The 17,877-nt window shown below is 69.2% G+C and carries 14 protein-coding genes and 1 riboswitch; of the genes, 3 read left to right on the top strand and 11 right to left on the bottom strand.

The features are described 5' to 3' along the window. Positions 1-195: 195 nt before the first annotated feature. Positions 196-1,518, bottom strand: coding sequence for an isocitrate lyase (gene aceA / locus INP57_RS15595; RefSeq protein ID WP_200070946.1), 1,323 nt, complete (start codon positions 1,516-1,518; stop codon positions 196-198). A 118-nt stretch (positions 1,519-1,636) separates the two neighbouring features. Here aceA and INP57_RS15590 point away from each other — a divergent pair, with 118 nt between their 5' ends. After that, a complete protein-coding gene (locus INP57_RS15590; RefSeq protein WP_200070945.1) occupies positions 1,637-3,097 on the top strand; it encodes a helix-turn-helix domain-containing protein in 1,461 nt (486 codons plus the stop codon). Positions 3,098-3,342: 245 nt separating this feature from the next. Here the strand turns inward: INP57_RS15590 and INP57_RS15585 are convergent, their stop codons facing one another. The 6 genes from INP57_RS15585 to INP57_RS15560 form a co-directional block, all read right to left on the bottom strand. Further along, positions 3,343-3,933, bottom strand: a complete 591-nt coding sequence (locus tag INP57_RS15585) for a Uma2 family endonuclease (protein WP_200070944.1) — start codon at positions 3,931-3,933, stop codon at positions 3,343-3,345. A 64-nt stretch (positions 3,934-3,997) separates the two neighbouring features. Further along, positions 3,998-4,885 carry a LysR family transcriptional regulator gene (locus INP57_RS15580; RefSeq protein WP_200070943.1) on the bottom strand — a complete coding sequence of 296 codons (888 nt, stop codon included), beginning with the start codon at positions 4,883-4,885 and terminating at the stop codon, positions 3,998-4,000. A gap of 60 nt (positions 4,886-4,945) precedes the next feature. After that, positions 4,946-7,306 (bottom strand): arylsulfatase, encoded by a 2,361-nt coding sequence (locus INP57_RS15575; RefSeq protein ID WP_200070942.1) that lies wholly within the window; start codon positions 7,304-7,306, stop codon positions 4,946-4,948. A gap of 248 nt (positions 7,307-7,554) precedes the next feature. Further along, complete coding sequence (gene lepA / locus INP57_RS15570; RefSeq protein WP_307850104.1) at positions 7,555-9,411, bottom strand: translation elongation factor 4; 1,857 nt, start codon at positions 9,409-9,411, stop codon at positions 7,555-7,557. 101 nt (positions 9,412-9,512) lie between these two features. Then, complete coding sequence (locus tag INP57_RS15565) at positions 9,513-9,893, bottom strand: VOC family protein (RefSeq protein ID WP_200070940.1); 381 nt, start codon at positions 9,891-9,893, stop codon at positions 9,513-9,515. 94 nt (positions 9,894-9,987) lie between these two features. Continuing rightward, entirely contained in the window at positions 9,988-10,191 is a 204-nt protein-coding gene (locus tag INP57_RS15560; protein WP_200070939.1) for a cold-shock protein, read from the bottom strand. A gap of 443 nt (positions 10,192-10,634) precedes the next feature. On the opposite strand from INP57_RS15560, the gene rpsT reads away from it, so the two are divergent. Further along, positions 10,635-10,895 carry a 30S ribosomal protein S20 gene (gene rpsT / locus INP57_RS15555; RefSeq protein WP_200070938.1) on the top strand — a complete coding sequence of 87 codons (261 nt, stop codon included), beginning with the start codon at positions 10,635-10,637 and terminating at the stop codon, positions 10,893-10,895. Positions 10,896-10,965: 70 nt separating this feature from the next. On the opposite strand, the gene holA is transcribed toward rpsT, so the two are convergent. Then, complete coding sequence (gene holA, locus INP57_RS15550; protein ID WP_200070937.1) at positions 10,966-11,949, bottom strand: DNA polymerase III subunit delta; 984 nt, start codon at positions 11,947-11,949, stop codon at positions 10,966-10,968. 106 nt (positions 11,950-12,055) lie between these two features. Beyond that, positions 12,056-12,183: riboswitch (SAM riboswitch) on the top strand. A gap of 12 nt (positions 12,184-12,195) precedes the next feature. Between holA and thrC the strand changes: the two genes are divergently transcribed. Then, on the top strand, positions 12,196-13,467 hold the full coding sequence (gene thrC / locus INP57_RS15545; RefSeq protein WP_200070936.1) for a threonine synthase: 1,272 nt from the start codon (positions 12,196-12,198) through the stop codon (positions 13,465-13,467). 68 nt (positions 13,468-13,535) lie between these two features. Here the strand turns inward: thrC and INP57_RS15540 are convergent, their stop codons facing one another. From INP57_RS15540 to INP57_RS15530, 3 genes are all read right to left on the bottom strand, one after another. Beyond that, on the bottom strand, positions 13,536-15,905 hold the full coding sequence (locus INP57_RS15540) for a DNA internalization-related competence protein ComEC/Rec2 (protein WP_307850103.1): 2,370 nt from the start codon (positions 15,903-15,905) through the stop codon (positions 13,536-13,538). Continuing rightward, positions 15,902-16,804 carry a ComEA family DNA-binding protein gene (locus INP57_RS15535; protein WP_233627633.1) on the bottom strand — a complete coding sequence of 301 codons (903 nt, stop codon included), beginning with the start codon at positions 16,802-16,804 and terminating at the stop codon, positions 15,902-15,904. Before INP57_RS15535 ends, INP57_RS15540 begins: the two co-directional genes overlap by 4 nt. A gap of 183 nt (positions 16,805-16,987) precedes the next feature. Then, entirely contained in the window at positions 16,988-17,842 is an 855-nt protein-coding gene (locus INP57_RS15530) for a DegV family protein (protein WP_200070934.1), read from the bottom strand. Between the last annotated feature and the right edge of the window lie 35 nt (positions 17,843-17,877).

The raw sequence follows: 17,877 nt of genomic DNA, 5'->3' as shown, positions 1-17,877 counted from the left end.
GAAAAAGTGGGCGGGAACCCCGGAGGGTCCCCGCCCACTCGCACCATTGCGATCTCGCACACCCCGCCACAGGGCCTCTGGTGCGTTCCGGATGAGCGCTCCCGCGACGAGCGCTCAACTCTGGTGCCGAGCCGAGGAGTCCGGATCAGACGCCTCGGCCCGGCCACCCGGGTCCGACACCGGGCGAGCTTTCGATCAGAACTGGGCGGTCTCGGTCGAGCCGGCCAGCGCGGTGGTGGACGAGTCCGGGTTCACCGCGGTGCTGATCAGGTCGAAGTAGCCGGTGCCCGCCTCGCGCTGGTGGCGAGTGGCGGTGTAGCCCTGCGCCTCCGCGGCGAACTCCCGCTCCTGCAGGTCCACGTACGAGGTCATGCCGTCGGCGGCGTAGCCCTTGGCCAGGTCGAACATGCTGTGGTTCAGCGCGTGGAACCCGGCCAGCGTGATGAACTGGAACTTGTAGCCCATGTGGCCGAGTTCGCGCTGGAACTTGGCGATGGTGCTGTCGTCCAGGTTCTTGCGCCAGTTGAACGACGGCGAGCAGTTGTAGGCCAGCATCTGGTCCGGGTACTTGGCCTTGATCGCCTCGGCGAACTGCTTGGCGACCTCCAGGTCCGGCTTCGAGGTCTCCATCCAGATCAGGTCCGCGTGCGGCGCGTAGGCCAGGCCGCGGCTGATGCAGGGCTCGATGCCGTTGCGGACCTTGAAGAAGCCCTCCGAGGTGCGCTCACCGGTCAGGAACGGCTCGTCGCGCTCGTCCACGTCGCTGGTCAGCAGCGTCGCGGCCTGCGCGTCGGTGCGGGCGATGACCAGCGAGGGGGTGCCGGCCACGTCCGCGGCCAGGCGCGCCGCGTTCAGCGTCTTGACGTGCTGGCTGGTGGGGATGAGCACCTTGCCGCCCAGGTGGCCGCACTTCTTCTCGGAGGCCAGCTGGTCCTCCCAGTGCACACCCGCGGCACCCGCGGAGATCATGCCCTTCATCAGCTCGTAGGCGTTGAGCACGCCGCCGAAACCGGCCTCGGCGTCGGCGACGATCGGCGCCAGCCAGTTCGTCGGCTCCGACTCGGTCTCCTCGGCCTCCGGGTCCAGCGCCTCGGACCAGCTGATCTGGTCGGCGCGCTTGAGGGCGTTGTTGATCCGGCGGACCACCTGCGGGACCGAGTTCGCCGGGTAGAGGCTCTGGTCCGGGTAGGTCTCACCGGCCAGGTTGGCGTCCGCGGCGACCTGCCAGCCGGACAGGTAGATGGCCTTGAGCCCGGCGCGGACCTGCTGGACCGCCTGGTTGCCGGTCAGCGCGCCCAGCGAGTTGATGTAGTCGTTGTCGTTGAGCAGGTTCCACAGCCGCTCGGAGCCGAGCCGGGCCAGGGTGTGCTCCTCCTGCACGGAACCGCGCAGGCGGACGACGTCCGCGGCGGTGTGAGTGCGCTCGATGCCCTTCCAGCGGGGGTCGTTGTCCCACTCCCGCTGGAGTTCCTCGGCGGCCTTGATCGCCTGCTGGCGGGTTCCAGGCTGGAGGCTCATGGTCTTCCCCTTCCGGGACGGTTCGTGCCGTTGCTGCCCCTAGTGTTGGCCGACGACCCCGGTCCGATCGAGAAGAAAATCGTAGAAATTTCGGCGGTTTTTCTGCTAGCATCAAGCCATGCCCGACTTCGCCGCCGAAGAAGACCGTAATTTTTCTACCGACCAAGACCTCCTGGTCTTCGGTCAGCGGCTGCGGCACCTGCGCCGCGCTGCCGGTCTCACCCTCGTTGAGCTGGGCGAACGCGTGGGGCGCGCGCCCTCGCAGCTCTCCCTGCTGGAGAACGGACACCGCGAGCCGAAGCTGTCGCTGCTGCGCTCGCTGGCCGACGCGCTGGGCAGCTCGGTGGACGAGCTGCTGTCGAAAAAAGCGCCGAACCGGCGGGCGGAGCTGGAGATCGCCGTCGAGCAGGCGCAGCTCGACCCGACCTACCAGCGGCTGGACGTGCCGCCGCTGAAGGTGGGCAAGCGGGTGCCCACCGAGGCCCTCGAACACGTGCTGGCGCTCTACGACGAGCTGAAGCGGCGGGAGACCAAGCAGGTCGCCACTCCCGAGGAGGCCCGCAAGGCGAACGCCTCGCTGCGGCAGATGATGCGCGAGCACGGCAACTACTTCCCGGAGATCGAGAAGGCCGCGTCCGGAGTCCTGGACCGGGTCGGCTACCACGGCGGCGCGCTGTCCGAAGGGGTCATCCAGTCCATCGCCACGCATATGGGCTACGGCCTGCGGTTCGTCGCCGACCTGCCTCGCTCGGTCCGCTCCATCACGGACCTGCGGCACAACCGGATCTTCCTGCGGCGGGAATCACTGGGGATGCACAGTCCGCGCACGATCCTGCTGCAGACGCTCGGCCACCTCACCCTCGGGCACGAGCAGCCGCGGGACTTCGCCGACTTCCTGCGCCAGCGGGTGGAAGCGAACTACTTCGCGGCCGCGGTGCTGGTGCCGGAACGGGCCGCGGTCAGCTTCCTCCAGCAGGCCAAGGCGGACCGCGACCTGGCGGTGGAGGACCTGCGGGACGTGTTCTCGGTGTCCTACGAGATGGCCGCGCACCGGTTCACCAACCTCGCCACGCAGTACCTGGACCTGGTGTGCCACTTCGTGCGCAACGACGAGACGGGCATCATCTACAAGGCGTACGAGAACGACGGGCTGGTTTTCCCCACCGACCCGGCGGGCGCCATCGAAGGGCAGCGGATGTGCCGGCACTGGGCTGGCCGGATGGTTTTCGCCTCGCCGGACCGCTATTCGACCTACTACCAGTACACGGACAAACCAGGTGCCACGCACTGGTGCGTCGCGCACGTCGACCCGAACCGCGGGCGGGATTTCGCGATCACGCTGGGCGTGCCGTACACCGAGTCGCGCTGGTTCCGGGGGCGGGAGACGACGAACCACTCGAAGTCCGGCTGCCCGAACGGCGAATGCTGCCAGCGGCCACCGACCGAACTCGCCAACCGGTGGCAGGGCATGGTGTGGCCGTCCGCGCGGGCGCACTCGCACGTGCTCTCCGCGCTGCCGTCGGACACCTTCCCCGGCGTGGACGAAGCCGACGTGTACGCGTTCCTGGAATCGCACTAGCACTGCTACGGCGGTCAGCGGTCAGCAGTAGCCGCGGCGGGATCACGACCACGAGTTGCGGATCGAGACCGGTTGGCGCTACTGCATGGCACGGGTAGCGCTGCCTTACCGGGTTGGAGCGCGAGAACGGTTGGACGCTGAGTTCGCCGAGCCGATGGGCAGGCGATCAGAAGCACCATGCAGAACAGCGGTCGGACAGATCAGCCGGTCCCGGCTCGCCGGCGGTGACGAGCCGGGGCCGGTGGTCATTCATCGCCCCGCCGCTTGCTCAGCTCGGCGGGCACCACGCGGACGGGGAACGGCCGCTCCGCTTCGAATGCGTCCGAGCCCTTGACCTCGGCGATCTGCTGATAGTGGCCTTCATCGTCCAGCTCGTGCACTTCCACGCTGGGGATGGCCGGGTCGATGACCCAGTAGCACTCGACGCCCAGTTCCTCGTACAGCGCCTTCTTCGAGTTCCGGTCGTGCAGCGCGGTGCTGCGGGAAAGGACCTCGACCACCAGCGTCGGCGGCACCGGCAGGTGCGTCTCGGTGAAGTCCTCGTCAGGGGCGACCAGCACGTCCGGTTGCAGCTCACTGGTACTGGACGTCCGCAGCGCGAACGGTGCCGGGAGAACTGAGAATCCCTCCGGGCACTTTTCTTCGAGCAGCATCCCGAGCAGCAGAACGACCCTTTGGTGCCGGTACCCCGGCGCCGGGGTCACGAGCAAGCTCCCGTCGAGCAATTCGTACCGGCGACCGTCATCGGGCATCGTCTCCAAGTCGTCCACGGTGAGGGGGCGCTCTTCGACCTGCTCGAACACGTGCGGACCGGTCATGTCAGCCATAAGAGCCATCTTGCCCTCCTTTCTTGATCGACGACAGTGAAGCACACGGCATCGACAGTTCGTAATCACTCGACTACTCAGTGCGACTTCTTCGAGCGAGTCCGGAGGCGAGTTCGACGAAGCGGGCAGCAGCCGGCGCCAGCGGGCCGGGCCGCCAGAACAACCGGCCGCCGCGGACGACCTTCGGGCGCAGCGGCAGCACGGTCGCGCCCTCGCGGGCCGCCCCCGCGGCCATCGATTCGGGCAACAGCGTGGCGCCCGCTCCGGCCAGTACCAGCGGCACGATCATCGCCTGGTGCGCGGTCTCCACCGCCACCCGCGGACGCGCATCACGAGCGGCGACGACGTCTTCGATGACCGCGCGGGTCGCAGTGCCCGGCGGAGTCGCGACGAAATCCAACGCCGCAAGCTCCGAAAGCCCGATCCGCTTGCGATCGTGCCCACCGGGCGGCAGCACCGCGTAGACCTCCCGGCCCGGCAGCCGCAAGCCTTCCAGATCATCCGGGTCCGAAGTCGTGTCGACCATCCCCAGTTCGCACTCGCCCGCGCGGACGCTGCTGGTCACGGCCGCACCCAACTCAGGGTCGAGCACCCGGACATCGACCTTCGGGTGGTGGTGCAGGAACTCGCCGAGCAAACCGGCCAGCGGATCCACCGCCAGCGTCGTCTGCGCGACGATGTCCAGGCGCCCGGCGGTGAGGCCGAGCACCTGGCGCACCGAATCGCGCGCGGTGCTCAGATCGCGCACCACCTGACGTGCCGGTTCCAGCAGCGCCTCACCGGCTTGGGTCAGCCGAACGCCGTGCGGGAGGCGGTGGAACAGCTTGCCGCCCAACCGGTTCTCCAACTGCCCGATCGCGGCCGACAGCGACGGCTGGGCGATCCGCAACGCTCTGGCCGCGGCCGTGAAGCTGCCGTTCTCGGCCACGGCCAGGAAGTACTCCACCTCGCGGCGTTCCACACCGACCTCCCAGCACCGGCGACACGAGTCACCGTAACGACGACCGGTGCTCGCCCCGGGTCAGTCGTGCGCCGCCCGGAACCGTTCCCGGGCTTGCTCGTCGGCGACATCGCTGATCTGGTCGTCGGCCAGGTCGAAGCGGACCGACCGCAGCCGACCGGTGAAGGCGTTGTCCACCGGCGGGTAGTCGTCGACCACCGGGGAAGCCCGGTCCACCCCGACGTCGAAGGTCTCGTCGAAGGCGAAGTAGTACGGGATCGTCGCTCCCACCCGTCCTTCGGCGACGTTCACGTCGTCGACGCTGAGCACCGCCTTGCCGCCGTTGCCGACTCCGCCGCCGTCGTAGGTGAACTCGAGCCGCACGACGTGCTCGCCCGGCGCCAGCGGCTCGCCGGCGAGCTTGTAGAGATCGGTGCCGAAGTAGTTGTAGGCGTAGTGCGGCCGCCCTCCGTGCAGGTACAGGGACCAGCCGCCGAACCGGCCGCCCTGCGCCACCACGACGCCGTCCGCTCCCGCTTCGGGAATCTCCAGGTCGGCGGTGATGACGTGCGAGCGGTTCTTGACGTTCGGCGCGGTCTCCTCGGTGAGCCGCTTCGCCCCGGCGTGGAAGGTGATCGTGCGCCGGTCGCCGAGAAGGTCGAGCCGACCGGCCTCCTTCGGGTTCTCCCGTTCGGTCATCCGGTCGTCGAGCGGGAAGACGTTGTGCTTGGCCGCTTCCACGAGGAACAGCTGCTGCAGCTCGCGCAGCTTCTCGGGATGTTCGGCGGAGATGTCGTGCGCCTGGCTCCAGTCCACATTGGTGTCGTAGAGCTCCCAGCGGTCGTCGTCGAAGGACCGGCGAGTGCCGTCCTGCACCATCTCCCACGGGGTTCCGTGCCTGGTCACCGCCATCCAGCCGTCGCGGTAGATGCCGCGGTTGCCGACCATCTCGAAGTACTGCACGCGGTGCTGATCCGGCGCCTCGGCATCGTTGAAGCTGTAGCACATGCTGGTGCCTTCGATCGGCTGCTGCGGCACGCCCTGCACTGAAGCCGGATGCGGGATGCCCGCCGCTTCCAGCACCGTCGGCATGATGTCGATGACGTGGTGCCACTGGTTGCGGATTCCGCCGCGCTCCTGGATGCCGCGCGGCCAGTGCACGATCATGCCGTCCCGGGTGCCACCGAGGTGCGAGGCGACCTGCTTGGTCCACTGGTAGGGCGTGTTCATCGCCAGCGCCCAGCCCACCGGGTAGTGCGCGTGCGTCGTCGCGTCACCCAGCGCGTCGCGGTTCGCGTTGATGAACTCGGCGCTGTCCGGGATGCCGGTGGCGAACCGGTGCTCGTTCAACGTGCCGCCGAGCCCGCCTTCCGCGGAAGCGCCGTTGTCGCCGAGGATGTAGACGAACATCGTGTTGTCCAGCTCGCCGATCTCGTCCAGCGCGTCGACGAGGCGGCCGACCTGATCGTCGGTGTGCTCGGCGAAGCCCGCGTACAGCTCCATCAGCGAAGCCGCGGCAGCGCGTTCCTCTTCGGACAGTTCGTCCCAGTGCGGCACACCTTCGGCCCACGGCGCGAGTTCCGTGTCCGGTGGGACGACGCCGAGTTCTTTCTGGCGCTGCAACGTGATTTCCCGCTGCCGGTCCCAGCCGTGGTCGAACGCGCCCCGGTACTTGTCCCGGTACTCCTGGGGCACGTGGTAAGGCGCGTGCGTCGCGCCGAACGGCAGGTACGCGAAGAACGGACTGTCCGGCTTGAGCGTGTTCTGCGTGCGCACCCAGTCGATCGCCTGGTCCACCAGGTCCTCGGACAGGTGGTAGCCGTCCTCCGGCCGCTGCTTCGGTTCCACGGGGTTCGTCCCGTCGAACAGCACCGGGTACCAGTGGTTCATCTCAGCGCACAGGAAGCCGTAGAACTTCTCGAATCCCTCACCGGTGGGCCACCGGTCGAACGGCCCGGCGGCGCTGACGTCGCGTGCGGGCGTCTGGTGCCACTTGCCGAACGCGGCGGTGTTGTAGCCGTTTCCGTTGAGGACTTGGCCGATCGTGGCCGCGCTGCGCGGCCGGATGCCGGTGTAGCCCGGCGCCGCACTGGCCATCTCCGTGGTCACACCCATCCCCACGGAGTGGTGGTTGCGCCCGGTGAGCAGGGCCTGCCGGGTCGGCGAGCAGATCGCGGTGACGTGGAACTGCGAATACCGCAGCCCGCCATCGGCCAACCGTTCCGCGGCGGGCATCCGGCAAGGACCGCCGAACGAACTGGACGCGCCGAAGCCCATGTCGTCGAGCAGCACCAGCACCACATTCGGTGCCCCCGCCGGAGCGTTCAGCGGCTGCACCGGGTTGAACGCCGGCTCCTGGTCGCGGGCATCGAGCGAAGTGGCGGAAGGTCTCGGCGCATCCGCTATCGGCAGGTGTTCCCGCGACGGTTCGGATGCGCTCATGCTCTACCTCCGGTCTGTTTCTCGACATGCCCCGACGAAGACGAAAACCCAAGCGAGGCAAGGATTTTCGCGCTCGACGCCGCGGCGAATGCTAGTCGCCGCAGCGCGCCGGGCAAGCGCTTCCACGCTCCGGGCGCGGCCGGACGGGAGGTCCGGCGCACAACCCGGCGGCGTCCGCGCTGGCGAGGCGGCGGCACCCGGACGGCCAGACCACTTCGCCATGCGCGCCATAGGCGACGGCTATGGAGTCACTTCTTCGACTTGGTCTTGTCGTCCTTGCCCGCGGACTCGTCAGTGGACAGCGCGGCGACGAACGCCTCCTGCGGGACCTCGACCCGGCCGATGGTCTTCATCCGCTTCTTGCCTTCCTTCTGCTTCTCCAGCAGCTTGCGCTTGCGGCTGATGTCGCCGCCGTAGCACTTGGCCAGCACGTCCTTGCGGATCGCGCGGATCGTCTCGCGGGCGATGATCCGCGAGCCGACCGCAGCCTGGATCGGCACCTCGAACTGCTGGCGCGGGATGAGCTCGCGCAGCTTCGTCGCCATCTTCGTGCCGTAGGAGTAGGCGAAGTCCTTGTGCACGATCGCGCTGAACGCGTCCACGGCCTCGCCCTGCAGCAGGATGTCCACCTTGACCAAGTCCGAGCTCTGCATCCCCGCCTCCTCGTAGTCCATCGAGGCGTAGCCGCGGGTGCGGGACTTGAGGTGGTCGAAGAAATCGAAGACGATCTCGGCCAACGGCAGCGTGTAGCGCAGCTCGACCCGGCTCTCGGACAGGTAGTCCATGCCGTCCATCCGGCCGCGCCTGCTCTGGCACAGGTCCATCACCGTGCCCACGAACTCGGACGGTGTGATCACGGTGCACTTGGCGATCGGCTCCTGCACCTGCCCGATCTTGGCCTCGGGCCAGTCGGAGGGATTCGTGACCTCCTGCTGGGTGCCGTCCTCCAGCTCTACCTCGTAGACGACGTTCGGCGCGGTCGAGATCAGGTTCAGGCCGAACTCGCGCTCCAGCCGCAGCCGGGTGATCTCCAGGTGCAGCAGCCCGAGGAAACCGCAGCGGAAACCGAATCCGAGCGCACCGGAGGTTTCCGGCTCGTAGGTGAGCGCTGCGTCGTTGAGCTGGAGCTTGTCCAGCGCGTCCCGCAGCAGCGGGTAGTCCGAACCGTCGATCGGGTACAGGCCGGAGTACACCATCGGCAGCGGCTCCCGGTAGCCGCTGAGCGGCTCCGGCGCGCCCTTGCGCTCGGTGGTGATCGTGTCGCCGACCTTGGACTGCCGGACGTCCTTCACCCCGGTGATCAGGTAGCCGACCTCGCCGACGCCCAGCCCTTCGGACGGCTTCGGCTCGGGCGAGATGACGCCGACCTCCAGCAGCTCGTGCGTGGCGCCGGTGGACATCATCCGGATCCGCTGCCGCGGGGTGATCTTGCCGTCGACCACCCGGATGTAGGTGACCACGCCGCGGTAGGTGTCGTAGATCGAGTCGAAGATCATCGCGCGCGGCGGCGAATCGTGCACGCCCACCGGGCCGGGGACCTGGCGCACCACCTCGTCGAGCACCGCGCCGACGCCGTCCCCGGTCTTGGCCGAAACCCGCAGTACGTCGTCGGCTTCGCAGCCGATGATGTGCGCGAGCTCGGCGGCGTACTTGTCCGGTTCGGCCGCGGGCAGGTCGATCTTGTTCAGCACCGGGATGATCTGCAGGTCGTGCTCCATCGCCAGGTAGAGGTTCGCCAGCGTCTGCGCCTCGATGCCCTGCGCGGCGTCGACCAGCAGGATCGCGCCCTCGCAAGCCGCCAGCGAACGGCTCACCTCGTAGGTGAAGTCGACGTGCCCAGGTGTGTCGATCATGTGCAGCACGTGGTCGAGGCCGTCGACGTTCCACGGCATCCGCACGTTCTGCGCCTTGATCGTGATGCCCCGCTCGCGCTCGATCTCCATCCGGTCGAGGTACTGCGCCCGGTACGCGCGCTCGCCGAGCACCCCGGTCAGCTGCAGCATCCGGTCCGCCAGCGTCGACTTGCCGTGGTCGATGTGCGCGATGATGCAGAAGTTCCGGATGCGCTCCGGGTCCGTGAAGGTGGTATCGGCGAAGCTGCTCACTCGGTGTTCCTCGGGATCTCGGGGGCGCGCGGTTTCACCGCACATCGTCCCACGCCACGACCGGTGGCCGATGCCCAACTCCGCGGAGGATGCCCGGGGGTTCAGGTGTCCCGCTGGTCGGCGCGGATCGGGTGGTCCTCGGGAACTTCGATCAGCGCGATCCGCATCCCGTCGGGGTCGGTGATCCACGCTTCCACCAAGCCCCAGGGCTGCCGGGCGGGTTCGGACACCACCGGCACCTCGAAGCGCGTGAGCCGCTCGTACTCGGCGCGCACGTCCCGCACCTGCAACCACAGGACTTGGTCCGGGCTCGGACCGCGCTCGCCCTGGCCGGACAGTTCCAGGAAACCTTGGCCGAGGAAGAAGACGGTGCCACCGGGGAACTCCCGGGAGATCGCCAACCCGAGCACGTCCCGGTAGAAGCGCAGCGAACGCTCCGGGTCCAGCGGGCGCAGGATCATGCGGCTGTTCAGGATCTCCATGCGCACCGTTGTACCCCGTAGCGGCGGTCCGGGCCCTGAACGACATCGAGCCCCGCACCGGACGGTGCGGGGCTCGATGCGTTGATCAGCGGTCTCAGACGGCGCGCACGCCGCTGGCCTGCGGACCCTTCTGACCCTGGGTGATCTCGAAGGTCACGGTCTGGTTCTCCTCGAGGGTCCGGAAACCGGTGCCGTCGATCGCGGAGTAGTGCACGAACACGTCCGGGCCGCCACCGTCGGGGGAGATGAAGCCGTAGCCCTTCTCCGAGTTGAACCACTTCACGGTGCCCTGTGCCATCTCTGTCTCCTCACAGCGGATGAGTACCGGCGCCGCACTCTGCGACCACCGGGGCCTAGTCCAGACGGCGAACTCTCCAGCTTGCGCAGGGACTAGAGTCGCGCCCGCAACTTTCGCGAGCGTGTCGAACACGAACACAAAAATCGGCCGACTCATACAACCACACCGCCGCCCCGATCATTCCCGCGACCCGCCGGTGGTGTGGGTCTCATTTCACCGGCCTCCAGCAGGGCCGACCGCCCCGGGGAGCCACGGGCGGGCTCGAGGCGCCGAAGACCGAGCCGCAGCCGGGTCTGCGACACGGCGTTGCTAGCATGGACAGCCGTGCCGTGCGGCGTTCCGCCAGGGAGGAAGGCTGCGTTCGCCGGGTGCTCGAGCACCGGAGGAAGCAGCGCCGTACAAGTGCGGCACGACAAGTCCGAGCGAGGAAAGAGGCGCCAGCAGTGGCCAACATCAAGTCCGCGATGAAGCGCATCAGGACCAACGAGCAGAACCGGCTGCGGAACAAGTCGGTCAAGTCCGAGGTCAAGACCGCCATCCGCAAGTTCCGCGAGGCCGCTGCCGCCGGCGACAAGGACAAGGCCGTCGAGCTGCAGCGCGTCGCCGCGCGCACCCTGGACAAGGCCGCCAGCAAGGGCGTCATCCACGCCAACCAGGCGGCCAACAAGAAGTCCGCGATGGCCAAGCGCGCCAACGTGCTCTGAGCGGCCCAGCTCGCAGGCCGATCCGAGAACGGGGTCCGTTCCCAACGGGAGCGGGCCCCGTTTTCGTGTCTCAGGTCCGGGTGGAATGCAGGTCGACGAGCCTGCGCACTGCGCGCTCCAACGCGTAGTCGGCGTCCGCGGCCATCCCCTTGACCTCGCCGTTGAGCGCGGCGACGACTTGCAACGCATCGGCCACCGTCGTGCTGCTCCAGCCCCGCGACTGCGCCTGCGCCTTCTTCACCTTCCATGCGGGCATACCGAGTTCACCGGCCAGCCGGAACGGATCCCCGCGGCCGTAAGCGGCGACGCGTCCGATGGTGCGCACCGAATCCGCCAGCGCGTCCGCGATCAGCACGTGCGCCACACCGAGTTGCAGCGCCCAGCGCAGCGCCTCCAACGCGCCCGCGCGGTCGCCGGTGACCGCCTTCTCCGCCACGACGAACCCGGTGACCTCGGCGCGGCCGCGGTGGTAGCGGCGCACGGCGTTCTCGTCGACCTTGCCGCCGGTGTCGGCCACCAACTGGGAAGCCGAGGACGACAGCTCGCGGAGGTCGAAGCCGACGGTCTCGATCAGCGCGCTGACTCCGGCGGCGTCGATGCGGCCGCCGGCGCGGCGCACCTCGTCCTTCACGAACGCTTCCCGCTGCGCGGGTTTGGTGATCTTCTGGCATTCGGTCACCCGGGCGTCGAGCTTGCGCAGCGCGCCGGGCAGTTCCTTGGCGTTCTTGCCGCGCCCACCCCCGTTGTGCACGACGACGAGCACGACCCCTTCGGCGGGTTGCCGAGCGTGCGAAAGAACCGCTTCGGCGATCTCCTTGCCCGCGTCCTGCGCCGCCTCCAAGGCCACTACCCGGCTCTCCGCGAAAAGCGATGGGCTGAGCAGTTCATCCAGTTCTGGGGGGGTGAGTTCACTCACCTTGATCCGGCGCAGCTCGGTTTCCGGGTCGGCCGCCCGCGCCGCGCCCACCGTCTCGTGCAAAGCCCGCTCCACCAGCAGTTCTTCGTCACCGAGGATCAAGTGCAGCGGGTCGCGGACCACCGACGGAGAACTCATAGGGGCATCGTCGCATGACCGTCCGGCACTGCCGGGCGTTCCCGCTGCGCGGGCGCCCCTGGCCATGGTGCGGCGCCGTCCCGTAACGTTGCCGGTACAACCGAATAGCTCATCCAGAGGGGCAGAGGGAACGGCCCGTAGAAGCCCCGGCAACCATCTCGACCATTCGCGGCTCGCGCGAGGCAGTCGAAGAATTCGGTGCCAATTCCGACCCGCCCGCGGGATAGATGAGGAAAGGACCTCGCGATGACCGCTGCCGCCCAACACACGAACTCCACCGCCAAGACGGCCTACGACCTCGGTCCGGCCGTCGAATTGGTGTCCAAGGAAGAGGGACATCGCCAGCCGCTGGCCCCGGAATTCGTGTCGCTGGAGGACTTCTCGCCGCTGGAGGTCGCCTACGACTTCGGCCGCGTGCGCCGCGAGGACATCGAGGCAGGCCCCCGCTCGATCTGGCGCTACAAGCACCTGCTGCCGGTGCCGAGCAACGTCGAGGAGCACCCGAACACCGAACCCGGCTGTACCAGGCTGGTGCGTGCCGACAACCTCGCCAAGGCGCTCGGCGTCAAGCGGATCTGGGTCAAGGACGACACCGGCAACCCCACCCATTCTTTCAAGGACCGCGTGGTCGCGGTCGCGTTGGCCGCCGCCCGCGAATTCGGCTTCCGGGTGCTGGCCTGCCCCTCCACCGGCAACCTCGCGAACGCGGTCGCCTCCGCGGCGGCCCGCGCGGGCTGGGACTCGGTGGTGCTGGTCCCGTCCACGCTGGAGCGCGCGAAGATCCTGATGAGCGCGGTCTACGACGGCTCGCTGCTCGCGGTCGACGGGAACTACGACGACGTGAACCGGCTGGCCACCGAGCTGGCCGGGGAGCACGAGGACTGGGCGTTCGTCAACGTCAACGTCCGCCCGTACTACTCCGAGGGTTCCAAGACGCTGGGCTTCGAGGTCGCCGAGCAGCTCGGCTGGCGGCTGCCGGAGCAGATCGTGGTGCCCATCGCCTCCGGCTCGCAGCTGACCAAGGTGGACAAGGGCTTCCGCGAGCTGCAGCACACCGGCCTTGTCGAGGAGAGCCCGTACAAGATCTTCGGCGCGCAGGCCGCCGGGTGCTCCCCGGTTTCCACCGCGTTCAAGAGCCAGCAGGACGTGGTGCAGCCGGTGCGCCCGGACACCATCGCCCGCTCGCTGGCGATCGGCGCCCCGGCCGACGGGCCGTACGTGCTCGACACGGTGCGCCGCACCGGCGGAGCCATCGAGGACGTCACCGACCAGGAGGTCGTCGACGGCATCCGGCTGCTGGCCCGGACCGAGGGCATCTTCGCCGAGACCGCGGGCGGGGTCACCGTCGCGACCGCGAAGAAGCTCATCGAGGCGGGCAAGATCGATCCGGACGAGGAGACGGTGCTGCTGATCACCGGCGACGGCCTCAAGACGCTCGACGCCGTGCAGGACCAGGTCGGCCCGAAGGCGACCGTCGCCCCGAACACCGACTCGGTGAACCAGGCGCTGGGTCTGTGACCGTCCGCCGCGGGCCGCGCGCGTGCGCGGCTCGCGGAGCGCAAGCCGCGGTGGTCCAGGTGCTCGGCTCAGTTCTCCGGGCGGACCGGATCGCCGCACTCGACCGCTCGCCTGCCCTGCTCGTCCTGCACGATCGCGACGTCGCCGGACTGGTCGGTGCGCAACACTCGGGTGCCCATTCGGGTCAGTTCGCCGAGCACCAGCGGGCTCGGATGTCCGTAGCTGTTGCCCGCGCCGACGCTGACCACAGCCAGCCGCGGTCTTACGGCCGCGAGGAAACGAGGCGTGGTGTAGCGCGAGCCGTGGTGCGGGACCTTGAGCACTTCGGCACGCAGGTTCGCCCTCGAATCCAGCAGTTCCCCCTGGCCGGGTAGTTCCACGTCGCCGGTGAGCAGGATCCGCCCGTGCGGCGTGGTCGCCTTCACCACGAGCGAAGCGTCGTTGGCGTCCTCGCTCGAGCGGGTTCGCGCCAGCTCGCCGCGAGGTCCGAGCACGTCGAGCACCAGGCCCGGCCACCGCACTCGTTGACCGGCGCTCAGCCGCATCACCGGTACGCGGTTGGCGCGGGCCGCCGCGGTCACCTCCCGGAAAGCCCAAGCGGGTTCTCGCAGCGATCCGACGGCGAGTGCGCCGACCGCTCGGCCGGACAGCACCGCGGGCGCTCCGCTGACGTGGTCCGCGTGCAGATGCGTCAGCAACAACAGTGGTATGCGGCGGATCTCCAGGCGTTGCAGGCAATCGCTCATCAGCACGGGGTCCGGCCCGGTGTCGATCACCACGGCCTCGTGCGGACGCCCGGTGGCCAGCACCAGGCCGTCGCCTTGCCCGACATCGCAGGCGACCACGGTCCAGCCGGGAACCGGCCACGGAGCTACCCGATGCCGTACCGGGATCACCACGACGACGAACAGCAGGACCACGGCTGCGAGCACCATCCGCGAAATCCGGCCGCGCAGAACCACCAGCAACATCAACGCCAGCACGGCCAGCAGCAGGCCGCCTCCAGCGCCGGAAGGCCAGTCGAACGACGCGCCCGGAACCGCGGCCGAATGGCGGGCGACGGCCAGCACCCACTCCAGCTCCGGCCCCGCCAGCCACACCAGAGCGCTCGCCAGCGTTCCGGAAACGGGCGCGAGCAGCGTCGCGCACACTCCCAGCACGGTGGCCGGCCCCACCACCGGCCCGGCCAGCAGGTTCGCCAGCACTGCGACCACGCTGACCTCGCCGGAAACGGCTGCCACCAGTGGCGCCGTGAGCAGATGCGCCGCCGCCGGAACCGCCAGGGCCTCGGCGACACCCACCGGCACCCCGCGCGAGTGCAGCGCGTCCGCCCACACCGGCGCGAGCACGATCAGCCCGGCCGTCGCGGCCACCGATAGCGCGAACCCCGCGGCCGTGGCCAAGCCCGGCGCCAGCAGCAACAGGCCGACGACGCTCGCCGAGAGGATCGGCAGCGCCGACCGTTCGCGGCCGAGGACGAGGGCGAGCAGCCCGATCGAGCCCATCACCGCTGCCCGGAGCACGCTCGGTTCCGGTCCGGCGAGCACCACGAAGCCGATCATCGCCAGCGCCGCCCCCACGGCCGACACGGCAGGGCCTGCGCCGATCAGGCGCAGCACGAGCAACACCGCCCCGCAGACGATCGCGAGGTTCGAGCCGGAAACCGCGGTTAGGTGGGTGAGTCCGGCCGTGTTGAACTGCTCGACGACTTCCGGCGGGAGCTTGCCGGTGTCCCCGACCACGAGGCCCGGCAGCAGTCCGGCTGCGGCTGGGCCGAGCATCGCGCGTGAAGTCTCGCGCAGTCCCTCGCGCAGATCCTCCGCTGCACGCTGCCAGCTCGGCGCGGGCGATACGCCTTCGGGCGCTTCGTAGGTCGCAACGGCCGCGACGAGCAATTCCCCATTCCGCGGCGGCAGGACCTTGCCGTGCACGGTGACCTGCTGGCCGGCCGTCAGCGCGCCCCACTGCTCGGTAGGGGCCAGCAGCAGAACTTGCCCGCCCACCAGCGTCCGGCGGTCGTCGACCTCGACGGAGTCCAATCGCAGCCTGGCCACCGAGCGATCTTGCGCCCGGCGAGCACCGTAGGAGGCACCCTGCAACGGCCGCGGCGATTCCACCAATGTGCCACGCAGTTCCGCCTGCTCGGCCTGCCGTGCGGCCGAGCGCAACGGATGCGCGGCCACCGCGTGGGTCCGAACGGCGATCCCGGTGGCCGCGGCGCTGGAGATGATCAGCACGGCCAGCACGCCGTTGCGCCAAGCGCGCCCGCGCCCGAACCTCCAAGCCATCGGCAGCAGGAGCAGCGTCGCGCACGAGAGCGCCGCCGCGGTCGGCCACCCGCCGTGCAAACCGGCCAAGGTGATCGACCACGTGACCAGCGCAGCGGGCAGCAACCGCAAGTCCAATGTGGACCCTAGCGCGAAGGACTTGGCCCTCACGCCCGGACCAGCTCCCGCAGCCGCTCCATCCGGGTGTCCCCGATCCCTTCGACGTCTCCGAGCTGGTCGACCGAGCCGAACCGGCCGTGCTGCTCCCGCCATTGCACGATCCGTTCGGCCGTGACTTGACCGATTCCTGGTAGCGCATCGAGCTGTTCCTCCGTGGCGGTGTTGAGATCGACTTTGCTGCCCGCTCCACCCGGCTCGGGCGTCGAGGCCTGCCGGCCTCCCGGTTGGGCGCCGGGAGGTACCGGCACTGCGACGTAGAGCTGTTCCCCGTCGACGAGCCTGCGGGCCAGGTTCAACGTGGTGATGTCGGTTCCGGGCAACGCGCCGCCCGCCGCATCGAGCGCATCGGCTACCCGCCCGCCGGGGCGCAGCGTGACCAGGCCGGGACGCGACACCTCACCGACCACGCTCACCACCAAGTCCGCGGGCGGCGGCGCGGCGGCCTGCTGAACCGGTGGTGCGGCGACCTGTTCCGGGACGGGAGCGGCCGGCGCCGGTTCGGGAACCGGCCGGTCCAGCCACGTGACGACTCCGACCACGGCCAGCGCGACGACCGCGGCGAGCACGATCCCGAGCCGCCCGTACCTGCCAGGATCGACCCGGGCACGCGACCACGATTCGGGCAGCCATCTGCGCAAAGCTCGCCGCACTGGCGTCGACGTCGTGGGCGGGTCCGCATTCGAGGGACCGGCGCGGGACCCACCCTCGGGTTCCGGTGGCAATTCTTCCGTTCCGGGATCCCGGCCGGTCGGCGTCGGCCCGTCCTCGCGTTCCTGCTGCGTGCGCTCGCGCTCGGCCTGGCGCATCAGTGCGCGCAGGCGGGTACGCGGACTCGACGCGGTGTCCGGAGAATCGTCGAGCGAACCGTGGAATCGGGTTACAGCAGCCATGCCATCGACGTTAAGGAATCCGCGAACCGCCGCCCAGACTCAATTCTGCAATCTGTGGACAACTTGTCGGGCTGTGGATGAACCAGCACGAACAATCCGTAGGAATTCACTCGAAAGCAGATGTATTCGGGCGCTGAGCACCCGCTCCGGCTCACCGAGGTTCGCCGCCGCAGGGAGCGCGGATCATCTCCGCCAACCCCCGGGCAGCATGACCGCACCGAGAGCTCCGGGGCCTATGTGCGCACCCACCACCGGCCCGACCTCAGCGACCAAGCACTCGATCTGCCCGGAAGTCATCTCCTCCAGCCGCTGCGCGAGCCGATCCGCCCATTCGGGAGCAGCGAGGTGGTGGATCGCCACCGCCGCCGGCTCCGAGGCCACCGCGCGCCCCACGATCTCCAGCAACCTGGTGTGGGCGCGGGCGGTCGTGCGCACCTTCTCCAACGCTTCGACGCGTCCCTCGTGGACATGCAGCAACGGCTTGATCGCCAGCGCGGTACCGAGCACCGCGGCAGCGGTTCCGATCCGGCCGCCCCGGCGCAGATGCTCCAACGTCTGCACCGAGAACAAGGTCGTGGTCCGCTGCGCGATCAGCGCAGCACGGCTCTCCACAGCGGACAGTCCCGCCCCCGCGCAGGCCAGATCCGCGGCGCCTAATGCGGCGAATCCCAAGCCCATCGCGGCCGAACGGGAATCGACCACCCGCACCAGCTCCGGGCCCACTTCTTGCGCGGCCAGCCGGGCGGCGTCCCAAGTCGCCGACAAGCGCCGGGACAAATGCACCGAGACGACGCCGTCGGCCCCGTCCGCCAGGGCGTCCCGGTACACCCGTGCGAGTTCCGCCGCGGTCGCGCCCGACGTCGTCACCCGCTGCTTGTGCTCGAACGCGGAAACCAATCGATCCGAGCCGAACTCGAACTCCGGTACGGGCGTCCCCCCTTGCACGCTGACGTGCAGCGGCACCACGCGCACCGAGAATCGATCCGCGAATCCGTCCGGCAGGTACGCGGTGGAATCGGTGACGACGGCTACGGACACGCGAGAAACCCCAAAACCACCGCCGGGCGCCGCGG

Source organism: Saccharopolyspora galaxeae, from assembly GCF_016526145.1.
Classification (GTDB): domain Bacteria; phylum Actinomycetota; class Actinomycetes; order Mycobacteriales; family Pseudonocardiaceae; genus Saccharopolyspora_C; species Saccharopolyspora_C galaxeae.
This window is presented reverse-complemented; position numbering and strand designations above follow the sequence as displayed.

What these genes read in the sequence shown, in the direction of transcription:
- holA (WP_200070937.1), bottom strand. Translation starts at nt 11,949, where the DNA reads ATGAGTTCTCCGTCGGTGGTCCGCGACCCGCTGCACTTGATCCTCGGT.
- INP57_RS15565 (WP_200070940.1), bottom strand. Translation starts at nt 9,893, where the DNA reads ATGGAGATCCTGAACAGCCGCATGATCCTGCGCCCGCTGGACCCGGAG.
- INP57_RS15590 (WP_200070945.1), top strand. Translation starts at nt 1,637, where the DNA reads ATGCCCGACTTCGCCGCCGAAGAAGACCGTAATTTTTCTACCGACCAA.
- aceA (WP_200070946.1), bottom strand. Translation starts at nt 1,518, where the DNA reads ATGAGCCTCCAGCCTGGAACCCGCCAGCAGGCGATCAAGGCCGCCGAG.
- thrC (WP_200070936.1), top strand. Translation starts at nt 12,196, where the DNA reads ATGACCGCTGCCGCCCAACACACGAACTCCACCGCCAAGACGGCCTAC.
- INP57_RS15560 (WP_200070939.1), bottom strand. Translation starts at nt 10,191, where the DNA reads ATGGCACAGGGCACCGTGAAGTGGTTCAACTCGGAGAAGGGCTACGGC.
- INP57_RS15575 (WP_200070942.1), bottom strand. Translation starts at nt 7,306, where the DNA reads ATGAGCGCATCCGAACCGTCGCGGGAACACCTGCCGATAGCGGATGCG.
- INP57_RS15585 (WP_200070944.1), bottom strand. Translation starts at nt 3,933, where the DNA reads ATGGCTCTTATGGCTGACATGACCGGTCCGCACGTGTTCGAGCAGGTC.
- INP57_RS15535 (WP_233627633.1), bottom strand. Translation starts at nt 16,804, where the DNA reads ATGGCTGCTGTAACCCGATTCCACGGTTCGCTCGACGATTCTCCGGAC.